Origin of the sequence: Kordia sp., from assembly GCF_022447245.1 — a bacterium.
Lineage (GTDB): Bacteria > Bacteroidota > Bacteroidia > Flavobacteriales > Flavobacteriaceae > Kordia.
In genome coordinates this window covers 1-17,581 of the sequence record NZ_JAKVBC010000041.1, presented here as the reverse complement: position 1 = coordinate 17,581, position 17,581 = coordinate 1, and the positions used below count along the sequence as shown (strand labels likewise).

The following is a 17,581-nucleotide window of genomic DNA, read 5'->3' as shown; positions in this document are numbered from 1 at the left end:
TTTTAATTTTCTGGTAATTGCTCTTGAATTTGATATGTACTAAAGTTTAAAAAGTTTCCAGGATGTGCTAGTACGTTTTGTAAAATGCTTGGAGTATCTGGTGTTATTCCTGCGTATTGTATGCTACCATCCATATTTATGTCATACGCATTGTATCCTGTAACGATATATGTTGGAAAGTTTAGGAAGTTGCCACCATCATTCAGTACTTGCGATAAGATACTAGGTGCATCAGGCGTAGTTCCTGAGTACTGAACTATGGTATCTCCATTTGCATTTCCTGACCACATAGCAACCAAGCCTACTGGCATTCCAGAAGTTGTTTGTGCATTTGTGCCGAAAGTAATTTGATTATTTGCATCTGTAAAGTCTACATTTGTAACTGTTTGACTTAAGTTCAACGCTGTATTTGTCATAATTCCTAAATGATTTCGATGTTTTAGCACTATGTAATAACTTCCTTGTGCTTGATTAAACACTAGATTTGAAACACCATCCGTTGCAACTACGTTACCATCGCGCTGTAATAAAGCAGATTGAGAGTCTATTACAGTTGTATTCATTGCTGCATCTCTTAATTCTACCCAAATCCAATCTACAATAGCATCATTTCCAGTAGTTGAAAAAACAGCAGGATCACAAGTAGCTCCATCGGCGTAAGGAGAAGTGGTTGGTAAATAATTTCCAGTTCTCAAAAGATCATTCATATTTGTGCCACCAACCCCTAACATAGGAGCTTGTAAATATACCTGTGGAGCTACAACAAGCGATGTAAAATATTCATACGGACCAAGATCTACTACTGAATTTATAATACGCGTATTTCCATTTAGATCAATGGTAGAATTCACTGCTGAGTTGTCTCCTGCATCAATAGCTGGTGAATTTATTTGCAATGTATAATCACCATTTGCTGCATTTGTAAAAACAGGATTTGCGCTACTCCCATTGGTTACATTGGCAACAGGAATATTTGAAAAGTTATTTTCATCTATAGCATTAAATATTTCAACTAATGGCTCTGGAGTACTTTCATTTCCTTTTGAAATAGCACGTGAAGTCAAGCCATTAGCAGTGGTATTTCCATAAAAAATAGAATTGTATACACGAACTGTGGTATTGGAAGCAGCAGATGAGGTCGTTGTTCGTTGGGCAATAATAGGAGTTCTATTAAAATTATTATAACCATTGAATGTTCCTACATCTTGATTGTTTGCGATGGTACAGTTTTCAATACGCACAGTAGCTGAGCTCACATTTCCTGCTCTCACAAATAAAGCACTTCCTGCGGTTCCAATGCTTACATTGGTATCTGTAGCTATATTGTTAGTGATTTGTGTGTTTTCAATACTAACAGAAAATGCTACAGAAGAAAAGTTTGAAGAAGATAAGGCATATATAGTTCCTGTTCCACTGTAATTATTATCTATAATACAACGTTTTATGGTCAAATGTGCAGCAGATCCAGTTCCAAATGAACTTGAAATAATTCCAAATCTACATGAATTGTTTTTAATGACACAATCTGTGATTTCTAAACCTCTCACAACATCATCTTTTAAAATGGCTGCACCTGTTCTATGTATATCAGATATAACAGTATTGGCATTACCTCCACTAATTGTCAATCGATCAAATACTACTTTTTCTCCAGTAGTTGTAGTTAAGGCACCTATAGAAATTACATGATAACTATTATCACTACGCAGCGTATTTTCAGTGGTTATGATAGCATCATCATCGCCATTTAAATCTCCAGATAAAATGGTTTCATTTGTTCCATATACTCGATCTTCTTTCGCAGCTTCGTTCCCTGCAAAGCCTCCATAAATCGACACAAAATTGTTCACAGAGAACGTATCAAATCGATCACCGCTTATTGATGGTTTATATGTTCCGCCTGTCATCCAAATTTCTTCACCATCTATTGCATCTGCTAGAGCCGATTGTAAATTTGTATACGCATTACTCCATGAAGTACCTGAGTTGATTCCTGTAGCATTTTCATTTACATATAAAACACCTGTAGTACGAGTAGTTCTAAAAAGTTTTGGCGCTGACCAACTTGTGGTATTTGCGCATAATTTACGTATGTATACTTCATAGTTCACATTAGCATCCAATCCAGTAAGTGTAGTCATGGAGGTTACATTATTAACAATGGTTGCCTGATTAATTGGAGTTCCTTCTGGTGCATAGGCTACATCATAAGTATCGGAACCATTTATAAGAACTTCTACACTTGTATTTTGAATGTTTGCAAAACTTATAAGATCTGAATTAGGTACAAAGCAAAAATTTAAAGAATTGGTAATAGTTTGAATATCTGCTGCTGACAATTCGATACCATACATTAACAAGTCGTCAATTTGATTTGGAAATCTATTTGAAGCAGGTAAATTTCCTGCTGAATTGTTTCCAATGGCAATATCGGCATTAATTACATCGTATGATGCTACAGAAACATGAGATGGTTTACCATACGTTTCGGTTGAAGTTGAGAGCGTATTTCCATCAATTGCAATTGTAATCAAATGATCCACTCTAGTATCATTTAAATATTCCTTCCATTTTACGCTAATGTATATATGATGCCAATTACCATCACTAATAACATCAGGCATTTCTTTATTCATAATTCTATAATCAGAATTTCCTAAACGAAGTGTGTTGTTAATTCCTACTTTGCCATCTTTTAAGTAAATGACTGTACCATTATATTCCGTATCTGAATCACTAGAACGATCAGATTGTTCTATGATTACTCTGCGATTTGCGTCATCTAAGGACGTTTTCACCCAAAAACTATAGGTCATCAAATCTCTATAAACACCTGCATTTTGATAGTCAATATTAGGGCATTTGGCGTCTCCAAAAAGCAGATTTAATGAGCTTGCCGGAGTGTTCACTCTATTTGTTGGGTACAACATTGAACCATTGACAATACTCATGTTATTACCGTTGGCTAAATCGTTTAAGTTTCCATTGAATTCGTATGCAGCAGTAAGTCCGCCTATGGGATATTGTGCATAGGCAAAAGAAGTTATGCATAGCATAAAAAGTAGTATTTTTTTCATTTTTTTTAATTTATAATTTGTTTGACTATTAAATGTGTACGTTGTGTGTTTAGTAGCTTCTTATCTTAGCTAGCTAGCTGATAATGAAAGTTGATACTACTTGAAAAAGAATACGTAGTGGCGTATTCTGTTGTATGAATTTTTAGATTGGGCAGGGCATAGATTACATTATTGAATCTAGCAAATGCTTTGGGCAACTTTGTTCGCATTGTAAATTTCAGTTTAGAGGAATAATATTTTAATGCGAAGATATTTTCATTACCACAAGTAATTCCTTTTTACTTCCGAATGAATCGTATTTATTTCCGAATGGTTTTTTTTAAAATTTAAGAATGAAAGACTTCTTCAAAAGCTGTTTTAAATCCTTTACTTACAGGGACTTTCTTTTGGGGGTTGAGTGTTACAGCACGTTCTTTTTTAGAGTAGGTTTCGATGTGATTTAGGTGTATTAACCAAGATCTATGAACTCTTACAAGGTTATGATCTTTTAATAAATCTTCATAATATCGAAGTTTTTTGGCTACAATATATTGTTTCTTTTCTACCGTATGAATAATGGTATACATTCTATCAGCTTCCATACAAAGTATATCTTTAATATTGATGATGACATAATCGTTTTTATAGGGAATTGCGATTTTTTGTATTTGTTTTTTATTTTCTTTTAAGGTTGAGATACGATTGCTAACGGTGTGATGTTCAAGGTGTTTTTCTACTTTTTGTACAGCTTTTTGTAATAGCTCCGTATCAATTGGTTTCAATAGATAATCTATAGCAGAAACTCTAAATGCTTTGATGGCATAATGATCGTATGCCGTAATGAAAATTACTTGAAAAGTTAAGTTTTGAAAAGCATCAAGCAATTGAAAGCCGCTTTTTTCGGGCATTTGAATATCTAAAAATACCAATTGTGGCTGAACTTGATTGATGAGTTGTTTGGCATCATCTACATTAGCAGCTTCACCGACTATAGTTACTTGTTTGCAGAGTAAATTCAATAAGTATCTTAAATTCTCCCTTGCATTTATTTCATCGTCAACGAGTATGGCTGTAATGCTCTTATTCATAATTCAAGTGTAAAAATCACTTTTTTAAAACAGTATTTAGGATAAATTTTCCGAATGCTAAAAAATTATTTCCTAAAGTGCTTTTAAGATAGTTTTGCGGGTATTTTTAATATAACTTTTGTTCCTATGGTTACGTCTTCATAATGAAAACCAATATCTGTATCGTAATACTTTTTCAACAAATTTAACTTTTCTTTGATAGCTTTGGTAGAGAAGGATTCGGATTTTAATTCATTTGATTTTTCAATCGCTTTTGCTGCTTCAATTCCGATGCCATTGTCAACAATAACACATTTTAAAACTTCACCTTCTTGAGAAAATGTGATTTCAATATTTCTCTTGCCTTCTTTTTTGTGTAGCAATCCGTGTTTGATGCCATTTTCAATAAATGGTTGTATGATTGTAGACGGAATTTTAATGTCTTCGATGTCTTCCTGACCTGCCAAAGTATAGGTGAAATTATTTCTGAATCTCAACTTTTCTAATTCTAAATATTTTTTAAGATGCGATACTTCTTCATCAAAATATACAAAGCTTTTTTCGCTCATGTTTAAATTCTCTCTCATTAAAGAAGCAAACTTAGTTAAGTATGCATAGGCGTCTTTTTTGTCATCTTTTAAAATTAAATTTTGAATAGAATTCATAGCATTGAAAACAAAGTGAGGATTTAACTGTGATTGCAAACTTTTCAGTTTAGAAGATACCATTTGTCGTTCCAAGCGTTCTTTTTCTAAAAGTTGCTTTTGACGTTTTTTGATGCTGTTTTCTCGTTGTAAAAAGCCAAAACCTATAACCGATATAAAAAGCAGTGAAATAATTCCAATGAATCCCCAAGTTTTATAAAAAGGCAAATTGATTTTGATAGCAACTTCTCTTATAGTAGTTTCTTTACTTCCGTTAATTTCAACACCTTTAAGCTGAAAAGTGTAGTTTCCACTAGATAAGCTGTTAAATACAACTTCATTGACACCTTGGGTAACAGCTGACCACGTATCGTTTGAACCAAGTAAACGATAATAATAGGACATACTTTCTTCAGATAAATACCCATTAGTTTGAAATTCAAACTTGATTTTATTGCTGTCATGCGGCAAATCATATTGATCTTTAATAGGTACTTCTTTATCCTCAATCTGTATTTTTGTAAAATAGAAATCTTGCAGTATAACTGGCTTAAATACCTTGTTTTTATCTAATTGGTACAAGCCTTTGTTAGAGCCAAAAACTAATTGATCATCAAAGATTAAAATTTCAGAAATATTAAAACTCGTCAAACCATCTCTTTTCGTTAAATTTTTAAAAGTCTTCTCTTCTGTATTAAAGCGTTGAATTCCTTTATCGGTCACAATCCACAAATAATTTCCATCTGCTTTTATCGCTCTAGTTCTATTCGATAATAATCCATCTTCAACAGTATAATTATAAATAGTTTTACCATTTTTAACTCCTAAGATACCATTGGAAAAAGTGGAAACCCAAACAATATTATTTGAAGTATTATCGATGTCGATGGCAAAAATAGGTTGTCCATTAAATGTAATTTCGTGTGGAATCAAATCTTTACCATACCATTCTAGGCCATCAACAAAACTCACGTAAATTTTTTCAGTTGCGGTATTATAATGAGTATTATAAGCACGACGAAATCCAATTCTTTTATTTGTATTACGAGTAAGATCCAGAATTTCTGCAAAGGCAAATCCTCCAATAACAAATTCATGCTCATTTATAAAAGATAATCCTTTCGCATTACCAAGTCCTACATGAAATTTTGAATTGTATGATGAATCATCACTTGTATTCAGAATATATCCCTTGTCACCTATACTAACAATCAATTTATCAGAGCCATTAAAAGCTAACTTGTTTATTTGTGTTCTATTGGGAAGTACAATATTTCTTTCTTGATTTGTTGAGATATTTTTCCGAATTAGTGCCCCTTTCTTGGTTCCGTATAAAAGTGTATTTGCATCAATTTTTACCAATGCACTTATATGTTCATCATCTTCGGGGAGTGCATATTTTTTGATGTGAATATTAGGAATAATGTAGATGCCATTTTGTAGACTCGTTAACCAATAGTTGCCATTTTTATCTTTAAATATTTTGGTGATTTTTTTGTTCTCAAATAGCGTTTCTACAAGGATAAACTCTCCACCTACATACTTGTATTTATACACTGCGTTGGTTCCGCAAAGCCATATATATCCGTCTTCAAGGAAAATGTTGACTACAGGAAATTTTAAATCTAATTGCTCACTAGTTAGTTTGGTAAAGCTTTTATTGTTCGTGCTTAAAAATAGATTTAACTCTGGAATAGAGTAATCCATAGATTGTAATAATAAATCATTATTGATTTTAAATAAGTTATTAGTAGACATTCTAGTCAATACTAACGAACTTAGGGTTTTTATGGAGTCGTTTGTGATTGTTTTTTATTTAAAATTATAATCATTTACATAGAATAGTGTGTCTCCTTTTTTAAATGCAGAGATATGTGATTTTGTTTCAGGAAGTATACGTTTGATTTCCTTTGTTTCTAAATCAATCTCCAAATTGTATTGGAAACATGTAACATTTAATTTATGATCAAAAAAAAGAAATTGTCCTAGTTGACCTCTGCTATATTTTTTAAGGCTCGTAAACAATTGAAGTGAATCATTTTCTATATAAAAATACTGTCCGTAAATATTATTACACCAAAGTCTACCTTTATGATCAAACTTAAGTCCAAAAACGGATAATCCTTTTTTTTCTGGATGCGTATAATTTTTAAAGGTTTCTCCGTCATATCGAAACAAACCTTTATCAGCGGCTAACCAAATAAAACCGTCTTTGTCTTCAACGATATCATAAAACTCAATATCAGGTAAACCATCTTTTTCACTCAATTGTTGATACAAAGGGTGTTGTGCATTTGCAGTGAATACACAAAACAATAGAATAAAAACGAAGGCTTTAGAAATCAATTTTAATTTTATGGGGAAAATAAATATATATATTCAAAAGAACATAAAAATCACAAAAAACTATTTTCATTTCATACAAATTCACCTTGCAAGCCCTTTATTTATTATGGATAGTTCTTTTTAAGTTGTATGCTTCTGATAATCAAATATGTGTTTTCTAAGTGTAGAAAGTAAAAACATATAGTTTAACTGCTTGCGAAAATGATCAAAATCATCCTGAATAAAATGCTGAATATTAAATTTTCATCTGCGCAAAGAATCATTTTTTTAAGTTTTTGAAATAAAAAACACTAGAAAATCACAAATCCTTAAAAAGTTAAAAACAAATTAGCATTCAGGGCATAACCAGTCTATTTATACTTTCAAAATATAGAAGTTTCCACTATCTTTGCCACTTCTCAAAAAAAGAATTCAAACGTATGTTTAATAATTTAAGTGAAAAGCTAGATAAAGCGATGCATGTTCTTAAAGGACATGGAAGTATAACGGAAGTAAATGTTGCGGAAACGTTGAAAGAAGTGCGTAGAGCATTACTGGATGCCGATGTAAACTTTAAAATTGCAAAAGACTTTACAAAAAGAGTCAAAGAAAAAGCTTTAGGACAAAACGTATTGACAACCTTACAGCCAGGACAGTTAATGGTAAAAATCGTAAAAGATGAATTAACTGAATTGATGGGTGGAGATGCTGCAGGAATCAACTTATCTGGAAAACCAACAGTTATTTTAATGTCTGGTTTGCAAGGTTCGGGTAAAACGACTTTTTCGGGAAAACTAGCCAATTATTTAAAAAACAAAAAAACAAAGAAACCTTTATTAGTTGCTTGTGATGTATATCGTCCAGCGGCGATTGATCAGTTGCATGTAGTAGGTGATCAAATTAAGGTTGATGTTTATTCTGATAAAGGAAACAATGATCCAGTAGCTATCGCACAAGCAGGTATTGCACATGCGAAGCAAAACGGACACAATGTAGTAATTATAGATACTGCAGGTCGTTTGGCAGTTGATGAAGCCATGATGACCGAAATTGCAAACATTCACAAAGCCATTACGCCACAAGAAACATTATTCGTAGTGGATTCTATGACAGGTCAGGATGCCGTGAATACAGCAAAAGCCTTCAACGATATCTTAAATTTTGACGGAGTTATCTTAACAAAATTAGATGGTGATACACGAGGTGGAGCTGCCATCTCTATTAAATCTGTTGTAAACAAACCAATCAAGTTTATTGGTACTGGTGAAAAGATGGAAGCTATTGACGTATTCTATCCTTCACGTATGGCCGATCGTATTCTTGGAATGGGAGACGTTGTTTCGTTAGTAGAAAGAGCGCAAGAGCAATTTGATGAAGAAGAAGCTAGAAAATTACAAAAGAAGATTGCCAAAAATCAGTTTGGTTTTGACGATTTCTTAAAGCAAATACAGCAAGTGAAGAAAATGGGTAACATGAAAGACTTAGTCGGAATGATCCCGGGAGCTTCCAAAGCAATGAAAGGAATGGAAATTGAAGATGATGCTTTCAAACATATTGAAGCATTAATTCACTCTATGACACCAGCAGAACGCTCAAAGCCAGCAATGATTAATGCAAGTCGTAAAAAGCGTATTGCTAAAGGAGCGGGACGTTCTGTACAAGAAATGAATCAATTGCTAAAGCAGTTCGACCAAATGAGCAAGATGATGAAAATGATGCAAGGTGGTGGCGGAAGAAAGCTGATGCAAATGATGAAAGGAATGGGACGCTAATTGAAGTTAGCAGTCTCAGGTTACAGTTTTCAGTTTTTTCATTTGATAAATAGAAATATTGAGTTTACATGGATTTTAAAAATTATTAGCTTATCAAAAATCATTTGAGTTAGCAGTGCAAGTTTTTGAAATCACTAAACGATTTCCTAAAGAAGAAGTATATTCTTTAACCGATCAAATAAGACGTTCTTCAAGGTCAGTAACTGTAAATATTGCAGAAGCTTACAGGAAAAGAAAGTACGTGAAGCATTTTGTTAGCAAACTGACTCATGCGGATGCCGAAAATTCAGTAACTATTGTATGGTTAGACTTTGCGTTATCCTGTAATTACTTAGCTACATCAGAAGTAGAGAATTTGAAGACTTTGAGTAAAATGTTGGGAAGTTGCTAAATTATTTGATGAATTACCTTAAGAAATTTGGGGCTAAGACTGAAAACCGATAACTGAATACTGAGAAACAACACAACAAATTATACATGATTTTATTAGACGGAAAAAAGGTATCAAATGATATCAAAGACGAAATAGCACAGGAAGTCCAGAAAATGAAAGACCGCGGCGAAAAAGTACCACACTTGGCAGCAGTTTTGGTCGGAGATGATGGCGCGAGTTTAACATACGTAGGAAGTAAAGTGCGTGCGTGCGAGCGTATCGGTTTTGAATCTACTTTGGTACGTATGTCTAACACAACTTCTGAATTGGAACTTCTAAAGAAGATTCATGAGTTGAATGAAAATGATGATATCGATGGATTCATAATTCAGCTACCTTTACCGCCACAAATCAATACACAGAAAGTATTGATGGCTGTAAACCCTGATAAAGATGTTGACGGTTTCCATCCGGAGAATTTTGGGAAAATGGCATTAGACATGTCTACATTCATTCCTGCAACTCCTTTCGGAATACTAGAACTCTTAGAACGTTACGATGTAGAAACGAAAGGTAAACACACAGTAGTTATTGGAAGAAGTCATATTGTAGGAAGACCTATGAGTATCTTAATGGGAAGACGTGGTTTTCCTGGAAACTCAACAGTAACTCTAACACACAGTCACACAAAAAATATTACTCAGATTACCTGCCAGGCAGACATTATCATTACAGCATTAGGACAACCAAACTTCCTAAAAGCAGAAATGGTAAAAGATGATGCTGTAGTAATTGATGTAGGAATCACACGTGTTCCAGACGAAACTAGAAAACGTGGATACCGCATTACGGGTGATGTAGACTTTGAAAACGTAAGCAAAAAGACAAGTCACATTACGCCAGTTCCTGGTGGAGTAGGACCAATGACCATTGCGATGTTATTAAAAAATACTTTATTGGCACGCGAGCGTCACAGAATGGCAAAAAAATAAAATAGTACGGACTATATATGAAAAGCGATCTTTGAAAAAGGATCGCTTTTTTTTTAATGATTAATTTAACTTGAATTGTGGTAAACCTCACTTTTTTACACTTAAATTAGCTTATACTTGTTTTTAAAATTAACCATCATGAAAAACACACATATAATTTTAGTTTTGACGCTTACATTCTTCATCAGCTGTAAAAATGATACTAAAAGCGCAGGACAGAATGGATCGAGTACAAGCCAAGAAAGTATTAATAGATCAACACTTTTATTGGGAACATGGAAAACATCTACTTTCATCAATGAAGATCAAGTGAAAAAAGTGTTCAAAGATGACATGGAAGAAGGAATGAGTGGAGAGATAACCTTGGTTGATGAATATCAGTTTATCAAAGGAAATCGTTTCAATCAAGAAGGAGAACTTACGTTAACACTAAAAATGGGAGGTCAAGAGGTACCTTTAAAATTTTATGCAAAGCAATCAGGTTCATGGAGTCTGCACGATAATACACTTGTTACAGTTACTGAAGATGCTAAGGTAATTGCCATGGATGATTTAACAAGAAACGTTCTTGCAAGTGCTCCAGAATTTAAAGAAATGCTAGAACTAGAACCTACTAAAGGAGAATCTGTTTCCTTGGAAATAAAAGCGTTGACAGAAACTGTATTACAAGTCGTAGATGAGGATTTGTCAGGACTAGTTCTTACGTATAATAAAAAATATTACTTCTTGTAAGTACTTTGATTAAAGAGGTTATCTTTATTGTATAAATTAAAATACAATGAAAACCTCTGAACCACCAGTAATCGTCTCCCAAAACTTTTCACAATCTTTAGAAACCCTATGGAATGCCATCACAGATGTAGCATTAATGCGACAATGGTTTTTTGATAACATTCCCGATTTTAAAGCTGAGGTAGGTTTTCAAACAAAGTTCAATGTAAAAGCATCTTCTCGCGATTTCCTTCATTTATAGACTATTACAGAAGTCATTCCACAACAAAAAATCGTCTATAATTGGAAATACCAAGATTTGGAAGGCGATTCGTTTGTAAGTTTTGAACTAAAAGAGCTTTCAAATGAAGTATTACTTATGGTAACTGCAACTGTGATAGAAGATTTCTCTGATGAAATTCCTGAATTCAAACGTGAAAGTTGTGTTGGTGGTTGGAACTATTTTATCAAAGAACGATTGACTACTTTTTTGAAAAGTTTAAAATAATAGCTAAAAACTTCGTTGTTATAGTATAATCAATTCAATATTAACTGTGATAAAACTTAGATTCTTGCTGCTCTCTGTAGTCGTATTTGTGGGTTGTACAGACCTTAAAAAAGACAAAGAAAATACTACAGATGCAATTACTTTGGGAGATGTGCTTGATCTCTCAAAACTAGAAAAAGTTACGATGTACAACAATTCTGGGAAATTTGAATTGACAGCTGCTCAAAGAGGAAAGTTGAAGAAAGAACTTGCTAAGATGGAATATGAAAAGAGTATTGCAGTGAAGTTAGGCTCCATTTATATAGAACTAATCATTGATGGGAAAAAGTGTGGAATTACCTCAGGGACACACAAAAAACATATAGAAGTACACAAATCTTCTTTAACCAATACTAAAGGTTTGCCAGCTGAGCGCGATTGGTTGTACTTTAAAACCAATGGAGTTAATTTTGATAATTATAAACCTAAAAAATAGAAAGTGATTACGAGTTTTAAAATAAGAATCGTATCACTACTATGTATTGTGTTGTCTTTGCAATCTTGTGATACAATCAATTATCAATGTACGCCAACAAATTTTACAGTCATTAAAGATAGTTTAGGAGAAAAACTAGTACGTTAATGTTCACGTCCTTCTCCCAGAGGTGCTACACAGTTTTTTAATCTCACGGAAAATGATATCAATACACTACACAAAAACTTTGAAAAAATATACCAACTAAAACATGCGGAAGAGGAATTCATACCTTATGCCATTACAGACTTAAAAGCATATGCGTATCAATATGTGGGTTTCGTATACAAAAGCACACGATATTTGTATGTGAATGCTTTTCCTATTGAATTCTTAAATAGACAAGATTGGAAACGATTTCCTATGGTCATTTGTGATGGTGGTCCACATCTTTGGGGCATTGTATTTGATATGGATACCGAACGTTTTTACAATTTGTATTTGAATGAGCAGATGTAATTAGTTCTTTATTTTACTTGTGGAAAACCGTAATAATATTGTAAATATCTAAGTTACTTTTAACGCATATCAAAAATGAAAATATGTTAGGAATTGATAATGAAAAGCTACTTTTAGAGTCAACTAATAGACAATTACGATTAACAACTCATAGACTTCGGTATTATGAAACGAATAAAGCAAATTCAGATTTTACTTCAATTATGCTCTATAAAATAAGTTCTGTGCAATTAGCATATTATAAAAGTAATATATGGTTCTCAATTATTGGAATAGCGACAATTCCTGTTGTAGAAGGGATTATATTGATCATTCTATATTACATGTCAAAGAAACATGTTGTTTGTGTAACTCCAGATGGAGGAAATCCTATTATTTTTGAAACTCGAGGAATTAAGAGGTACTTTTAGAAAACTTTATTGATAAATAAGAAGCTGCTTCTATAAAACTAAAAACCGAACAACAATAAAAAACTGCTGTTCGGTTCCTAACTAACAATAATAATAACAAAGGTTATTATATTTCTATGTTTTCAATTCCTTATAAGGTATACACAAATCTAAACGTAACAAAACGTGGCTGAATAAAGGTTTCTTGACTGAATACAGATAAGTTATTCGCACTGTTTCGTACACGTGCATCGATGTCTAATAAGTTTGTTGCTTTAATCTCATATTCCCATTTAGCATCTCTGTCTTTTCTATATGAAAGTGATGCATTCCATGTTTGGAACGATTGCGATTCACCATTACCTATATCTTGATTGGTATAGGTGTAATCGGTTCTAAATGTGATTCTTTTCCAGATATAGGCGTCAAAATCAACAGTAGTTGCATTTGTAATAAACTGTGTATTACGTCCACCTTGTTTATTATCCGTGATACTATAACGATGACGTACCTGCACATTGGGTGCAATTCTAAAGTTTGTTCGGATGCCTGGAATGTATGTTTGTGTAAATCCTTCATTCAAAGATCTACGTCGCTCAATAAACTGATTTATTTTACTATAATTAAAACTAGCATTCAAAGTTGCACGAACCTTTCCAAACGTACGTTGCACGCGCCCAAAAACATTCACATTTTCGTCTGCAAAACTTGAATTAAAGAAAGTACTTGTGCGAATAACACTTTCAAAATCGGTCAAGCCACGAATCTGATCTATGTTGCTTGAGTACGATGCTCTGGCAAATACATTGGTGTAATTAAACAAATTGAAGCTAGTGTAAATTAAACTTACATTGTGCGACAATGCATTCTGCAAAGTTGGTTCTCCAAATTGATAACTATTAAAGTTGTTCATAACCAAGCCTTCTGCCAAACGTGTCACATCTGTAAACTGATTTCGCATTTGGTAACGCAAGGTCAGGGCTTCACTCTTTTTAAACTGAATACGTGTTTCAAAGTCTGGTAAAACTCTAAAGAAATTGTCTTTGTATTCTGCTCCAAACTGGCTATTCTTGTTCCCGTAGGCATGCACTGAAAAACCTGGTGTAAAGGTGAACTTTCCACTTTTTAAACGGTAATGAAAGCCTAAGTAAATGTCACTAAAATTATATTCAGTATCATTAGAAGCACGTCCATCATTAAAATTTGGAATTGGATTTGTAATCAATCCAGGTCCTAAAAACTGAAATAAATTTGAGTTGAATTGCTGACGACTCAATATAGATCCGAATGTGATGTTAATATTACTTCGCGCATTTAAAATATTGTAATAATCTAGTTTGGCATCCAATTGATTGGATTTAATACGTCTGTTTTGTCTCAAATTATATTGATCAACTGTGGTATCTAATCCTAAAGCATCTGCTGTAGTATCAAAAGCACTATTGGTTGTGTTTTCTAAGATAGCATTGTAAAAAGGATCTTCATTCTTAATCAAATGTTGGGCTTCTAGGGCGAAAATATTATTTTCGTCAAGGGTATAATAATAATTAAGGTTTTGATTAAAGCTATAGGGAGTTATTTCATCAATTTGATCTGTGCTTCCAATTACAGATGAAAATACACCTTGATTTTGGGTATCATTAGCAATACGTCCAATCACATCATAATCTAATTGATTGTTAAGGTTTGGTTGATATGAAGCACTGAGCTTTGCCACTGCTTGGTCAGAACGCTCTCTACTTCGTTGCTCGGTAGATTCATCAGGAATGCCTAATGCAGGATCAGTGTACTGCACAAAACTTGTTTCTCTTGATAAAATACGGCTACTGCTGTAAATTAAAAATCCACTCAAGTCCAAAGCTTTGTTAGGCGAATAACTAAAATTTCCCGTTGCCAATTTACTTTCAATTTCTAAAGCATTGTTCTGACTTGTCAAAAAGTTCAAGCCATTATCTCCAAGATTGATATTGGTTCCGCTACTTCGACTCGGCGGTCGGAAGCCTCCAGTAAATCCTCGAATATCACGACGAGATAGGGCCACTTCTCCAATATTATTTAAATCACCTATAAAATTTATACTATATTTTGGGCTGTAATAAAAGAGCTTGGGTTGTAATAAATAGAGTTCATTATCGGGTGACGATCCGCTCCCTGCAGTAATATTACCAAACCAAAAGTTTTCCTTTCCTTCTTTTAATTTAATGTTAATAGCAACACTATCTTGATTGTTAGTTACGCTACGCAATTGTCCTACTTCTGAATAATTGCGTAACACTTGAATCTTATCTACTGCCTTAGAAGGAATGTTTTTGGTAGCCAATTTGGTATCACCGTCAAAAAAGTCTTTCCCATTAACCATCAGCTTATTTACGACTTTTCCTTCTACTTCTACTTGCCCATCTTCATTAATTTCGACGCCAGGAAGTTTTTCGAGGACATCTTCCAGTTTCCGCTCGGTTCCGTTCTTGAAAGAATCAGCATTATAGACCAAAGTATCACCTTTAATGGTTACAGGCATCTCATAGGTTAGCTCAACAGCTTCTAGTGAGTTGCTACTTTTCATTACAAAGTCTTTGTTAATATCATTTTCTTTGGCAGAAAGGTCTTCTTCGATGTTTTTTAAGCCAATGTAACTCACTTGTATCTTATAGTCAGTATTTTTGGTTAATTTCAATCGATATTTTCCAAACTTGTCCGTAATCCCATATGATTCTAAGGTACCTGATGCTTTGTTTAAAGCAATAACATTCGCCAGTTCTAACGGCTTATTCAGGCTGTCTTTAACGACTCCTTCCATTTTAATTTGTGCGTAAGAAATCGTGGCCACAAAGAACAGTAGCAAACAGCATAATTTTTTCATGATCGAGTATTGAATATATTTATAAGATTTTTTGCAAAACGAAAGTACTAAATGTTAGCCTCTTCTTCGTCCTCTATTGCTCATCATTTCTTGCATTTTTCCCTTCACGGTCTCTTGATACTTACTCTTGGTAATTTCTTTTCCACCAGTTGGCGCTTTAATTTTAATTTCCTCTTCAGGGTTAATCACAATCTTAGAGCAAAGCATGGTTGTATCGCCAGCACTTACTTCCAAAATCAATCCTGGTAATCCCCAGTATTCTGCAGGGCCATGACTATCAGGAACTTGTAAGCTATACCAAGCTTCTACTTCTACCATAGGAACATCAGGATTTCCATCACCGTCTTCATCTTTTCTTCGTAAATCACTCCATGAGAAATTATACCAAGATAATTCGGCTTGAGAAATAGTTGCCGTTGCCTTGAAACAAGTATATTGTCCAATTTGCTTCGTTTCTTTTCCCATTTTCCAATCGATGGTATGGAGTTTATCTTTTACTAAAAACTTTTTTCCATAGAACTCTTGACTTTGTACCAATGTAACATCTTTAACATTTTTATATTGGTATCCTCTAGAAAAGTTAGCACCCCAAGAATCTGTTGCACCAGAAATAGCGTCAAGTTTATCTTCTTCTTTAAAAACGGATTCTTCTTTGTTAAAGCTTAAGACATACGATTTCTCCAATCGGTTTTTTAAACGTGCGGCGACATCTTTCTTTTGTGCTTCGCTCAAACGTGCGCCCCAACTACCGAGTTGCATTTTAGATTTTGAAAAATAGTAGGCTTTTCCTTTAAATTCTTGTGTGTCATCTGCTTTAAAAGAAAGCAGTGCTATCAAGGAAAGGGACAGGAATTTTAGTAAAAATGATTTCATGATTTGCGCGATTAAGTTGATTTTTGTTCAACGAATATACTAAAACATTAAACAATTAACTTGGAATCAAAAGAAATTAACATTTCTTTAAGTGTAGAACCTACGGTAGGCTATGTTTTTTAAAATCAACTGCTTTCATACGTTTCTTAAACTCTACACTTGGTCTAAAGGTAACATTTATATCTTTGATAGACGTTGCATTTACGGCTTCAGGTGTATCTTTTCCTTCACTTTTAATATGTACTGTAAACGTACCAAAATCACCCAAGGAAATGCTATTGCCATTGCATAAATATTCGGGTAGCAGATGCACCAAACCTTGCAGTACTGCAATGGTATCAATCTCAGTGACTGTTGAAATAGAAGCAAGTCGTTCACTTAATTGTTTTAAGTCTATCTTTTTACGTGCCGTTGCAGAAGCATAGTATTTTTTAGAACCGCCGCCTTTTACACCTGGCGTTCCGCGCTCTGTAACTTTATATCTTATTGCCATTATTTTGTAGTTTATTAATTTTTATAGAGAGCTTTTGCACATAACATCAAGTAAATCTAAACAAAACTCCTTGATATTTATGTACGTTTATAAAGTCAAAAAATAATTTTTACAGGTATCAAATTTGTTTTTAATACGTATCAAAATCATTTTTAATACGTATTAAAGTTTTAAAACTCTTTGATGTTTTGATTGGAATGTGAAGAGGAAATGGTTAGGAATAGTTGATGAGCGTGTGGGTTGTTTTGTGGTAATATGTTAATTATTATATTACAATTACTGGAAACTACATTGTATTTTTGTAAATATTGATTTATTTCTAACTATTCAATAAACTTGTAATTAGGGAAGATAATATCTATGAACATATGTTACTATTGGAGGTTCTATTGCTTGGTATAGATCCGCAATTGAAAGTTATAATGTCTTTAGGCAAAATGGATTGATTGAGTTATTAAATGGATTTGAAATGCTTTTATAAGGATAAGAATCAAATGTTACTTACGGAGAAGCTTCTGAATTGTTTAATTTTAATATTCTATTGA

General features: G+C 33.4%; 16 protein-coding genes. 9 read left to right on the top strand and 7 right to left on the bottom strand.

Translation table 11 applies throughout. The features are described from left to right. Positions 1-2: 2 nt before the first annotated feature. The 4 genes from MK119_RS20895 to MK119_RS20880 all read right to left on the bottom strand — a co-directional run bounded on the left by MK119_RS20895 (position 3) and on the right by MK119_RS20880 (position 7,047). Positions 3-3,077 carry a choice-of-anchor Q domain-containing protein gene (locus MK119_RS20895; RefSeq protein WP_290683017.1) on the bottom strand — a complete coding sequence of 1,025 codons (3,075 nt, stop codon included), beginning with the start codon at positions 3,075-3,077 and terminating at the stop codon, positions 3-5. Between the two features lie 326 nt (positions 3,078-3,403). Next, positions 3,404-4,144, bottom strand: a complete 741-nt coding sequence (locus MK119_RS20890) for a LytTR family DNA-binding domain-containing protein (RefSeq protein WP_290683015.1) — start codon at positions 4,142-4,144, stop codon at positions 3,404-3,406. 83 nt (positions 4,145-4,227) lie between these two features. Further along, on the bottom strand, positions 4,228-6,525 hold the full coding sequence (locus MK119_RS20885) for a sensor histidine kinase (protein ID WP_290683013.1): 2,298 nt from the start codon (positions 6,523-6,525) through the stop codon (positions 4,228-4,230). Positions 6,526-6,579: 54 nt separating this feature from the next. Further along, positions 6,580-7,047, bottom strand: a complete 468-nt coding sequence (locus tag MK119_RS20880) for a two-component regulator propeller domain-containing protein (RefSeq protein ID WP_290683011.1) — start codon at positions 7,045-7,047, stop codon at positions 6,580-6,582. A gap of 485 nt (positions 7,048-7,532) precedes the next feature. Between MK119_RS20880 and ffh the strand changes: the two genes are divergently transcribed. From ffh to MK119_RS20835, 9 genes are all read left to right on the top strand, one after another. Next, the gene (ffh, locus tag MK119_RS20875) at positions 7,533-8,864 is read left to right on the top strand and encodes a signal recognition particle protein (protein ID WP_290683009.1); all 1,332 of its coding nucleotides are present in this window, start codon (positions 7,533-7,535) and stop codon (positions 8,862-8,864) included. Between the two features lie 115 nt (positions 8,865-8,979). After that, positions 8,980-9,255, top strand: coding sequence for a four helix bundle protein (locus MK119_RS20870; RefSeq protein WP_366512851.1), 276 nt, complete (start codon positions 8,980-8,982; stop codon positions 9,253-9,255). A gap of 86 nt (positions 9,256-9,341) precedes the next feature. Continuing rightward, the gene (locus MK119_RS20865; RefSeq protein WP_290683007.1) at positions 9,342-10,229 is read left to right on the top strand and encodes a tetrahydrofolate dehydrogenase/cyclohydrolase catalytic domain-containing protein; all 888 of its coding nucleotides are present in this window, start codon (positions 9,342-9,344) and stop codon (positions 10,227-10,229) included. Between the two features lie 138 nt (positions 10,230-10,367). Next, entirely contained in the window at positions 10,368-10,961 is a 594-nt protein-coding gene (locus tag MK119_RS20860) for a hypothetical protein (protein WP_290683005.1), read from the top strand. A 46-nt stretch (positions 10,962-11,007) separates the two neighbouring features. Beyond that, complete coding sequence (locus MK119_RS20855) at positions 11,008-11,202, top strand: hypothetical protein (RefSeq protein ID WP_290683003.1); 195 nt, start codon at positions 11,008-11,010, stop codon at positions 11,200-11,202. 3 nt (positions 11,203-11,205) lie between these two features. Next, positions 11,206-11,448, top strand: a complete 243-nt coding sequence (locus MK119_RS20850) for an SRPBCC domain-containing protein (protein WP_366512852.1) — start codon at positions 11,206-11,208, stop codon at positions 11,446-11,448. A 64-nt stretch (positions 11,449-11,512) separates the two neighbouring features. Then, complete coding sequence (locus MK119_RS20845) at positions 11,513-11,923, top strand: hypothetical protein (protein WP_290683001.1); 411 nt, start codon at positions 11,513-11,515, stop codon at positions 11,921-11,923. A gap of 348 nt (positions 11,924-12,271) precedes the next feature. Further along, positions 12,272-12,421 carry a hypothetical protein gene (locus tag MK119_RS20840; RefSeq protein ID WP_290682999.1) on the top strand — a complete coding sequence of 50 codons (150 nt, stop codon included), beginning with the start codon at positions 12,272-12,274 and terminating at the stop codon, positions 12,419-12,421. Between the two features lie 83 nt (positions 12,422-12,504). Continuing rightward, positions 12,505-12,831 (top strand): hypothetical protein, encoded by a 327-nt coding sequence (locus MK119_RS20835; protein WP_290682997.1) that lies wholly within the window; start codon positions 12,505-12,507, stop codon positions 12,829-12,831. 130 nt (positions 12,832-12,961) lie between these two features. Here the strand turns inward: MK119_RS20835 and MK119_RS20830 are convergent, their stop codons facing one another. The 3 genes from MK119_RS20830 to MK119_RS20820 all read right to left on the bottom strand — a co-directional run bounded on the left by MK119_RS20830 (position 12,962) and on the right by MK119_RS20820 (position 17,036). Further along, positions 12,962-15,670: a carboxypeptidase-like regulatory domain-containing protein gene (locus MK119_RS20830; RefSeq protein ID WP_290682995.1), complete on the bottom strand. Its 2,709-nt coding sequence runs from the start codon at positions 15,668-15,670 to the stop codon at positions 12,962-12,964. A 54-nt stretch (positions 15,671-15,724) separates the two neighbouring features. Further along, entirely contained in the window at positions 15,725-16,543 is an 819-nt protein-coding gene (locus tag MK119_RS20825) for a GLPGLI family protein (RefSeq protein WP_290682993.1), read from the bottom strand. Positions 16,544-16,643: 100 nt separating this feature from the next. Then, the gene (locus tag MK119_RS20820) at positions 16,644-17,036 is read right to left on the bottom strand and encodes an HU family DNA-binding protein (RefSeq protein WP_290682991.1); all 393 of its coding nucleotides are present in this window, start codon (positions 17,034-17,036) and stop codon (positions 16,644-16,646) included. Between the last annotated feature and the right edge of the window lie 545 nt (positions 17,037-17,581).

Coding starts and splice junctions, on each gene's coding strand:
- MK119_RS20895 (WP_290683017.1), bottom strand. CDS start 3,077: ATGAAAAAAATACTACTTTTTATGCTATGCATAACTTCTTTTGCCTAT.
- MK119_RS20890 (WP_290683015.1), bottom strand. CDS start 4,144: ATGAATAAGAGCATTACAGCCATACTCGTTGACGATGAAATAAATGCA.
- MK119_RS20885 (WP_290683013.1), bottom strand. CDS start 6,525: ATGTCTACTAATAACTTATTTAAAATCAATAATGATTTATTATTACAA.
- ffh (WP_290683009.1), top strand. CDS start 7,533: ATGTTTAATAATTTAAGTGAAAAGCTAGATAAAGCGATGCATGTTCTT.
- MK119_RS20865 (WP_290683007.1), top strand. CDS start 9,342: ATGATTTTATTAGACGGAAAAAAGGTATCAAATGATATCAAAGACGAA.
- MK119_RS20860 (WP_290683005.1), top strand. CDS start 10,368: ATGAAAAACACACATATAATTTTAGTTTTGACGCTTACATTCTTCATC.
- MK119_RS20855 (WP_290683003.1), top strand. CDS start 11,008: ATGAAAACCTCTGAACCACCAGTAATCGTCTCCCAAAACTTTTCACAA.
- MK119_RS20835 (WP_290682997.1), top strand. CDS start 12,505: ATGTTAGGAATTGATAATGAAAAGCTACTTTTAGAGTCAACTAATAGA.
- MK119_RS20830 (WP_290682995.1), bottom strand. CDS start 15,670: ATGAAAAAATTATGCTGTTTGCTACTGTTCTTTGTGGCCACGATTTCT.
- MK119_RS20825 (WP_290682993.1), bottom strand. CDS start 16,543: ATGAAATCATTTTTACTAAAATTCCTGTCCCTTTCCTTGATAGCACTG.
- MK119_RS20820 (WP_290682991.1), bottom strand. CDS start 17,036: ATGGCAATAAGATATAAAGTTACAGAGCGCGGAACGCCAGGTGTAAAA.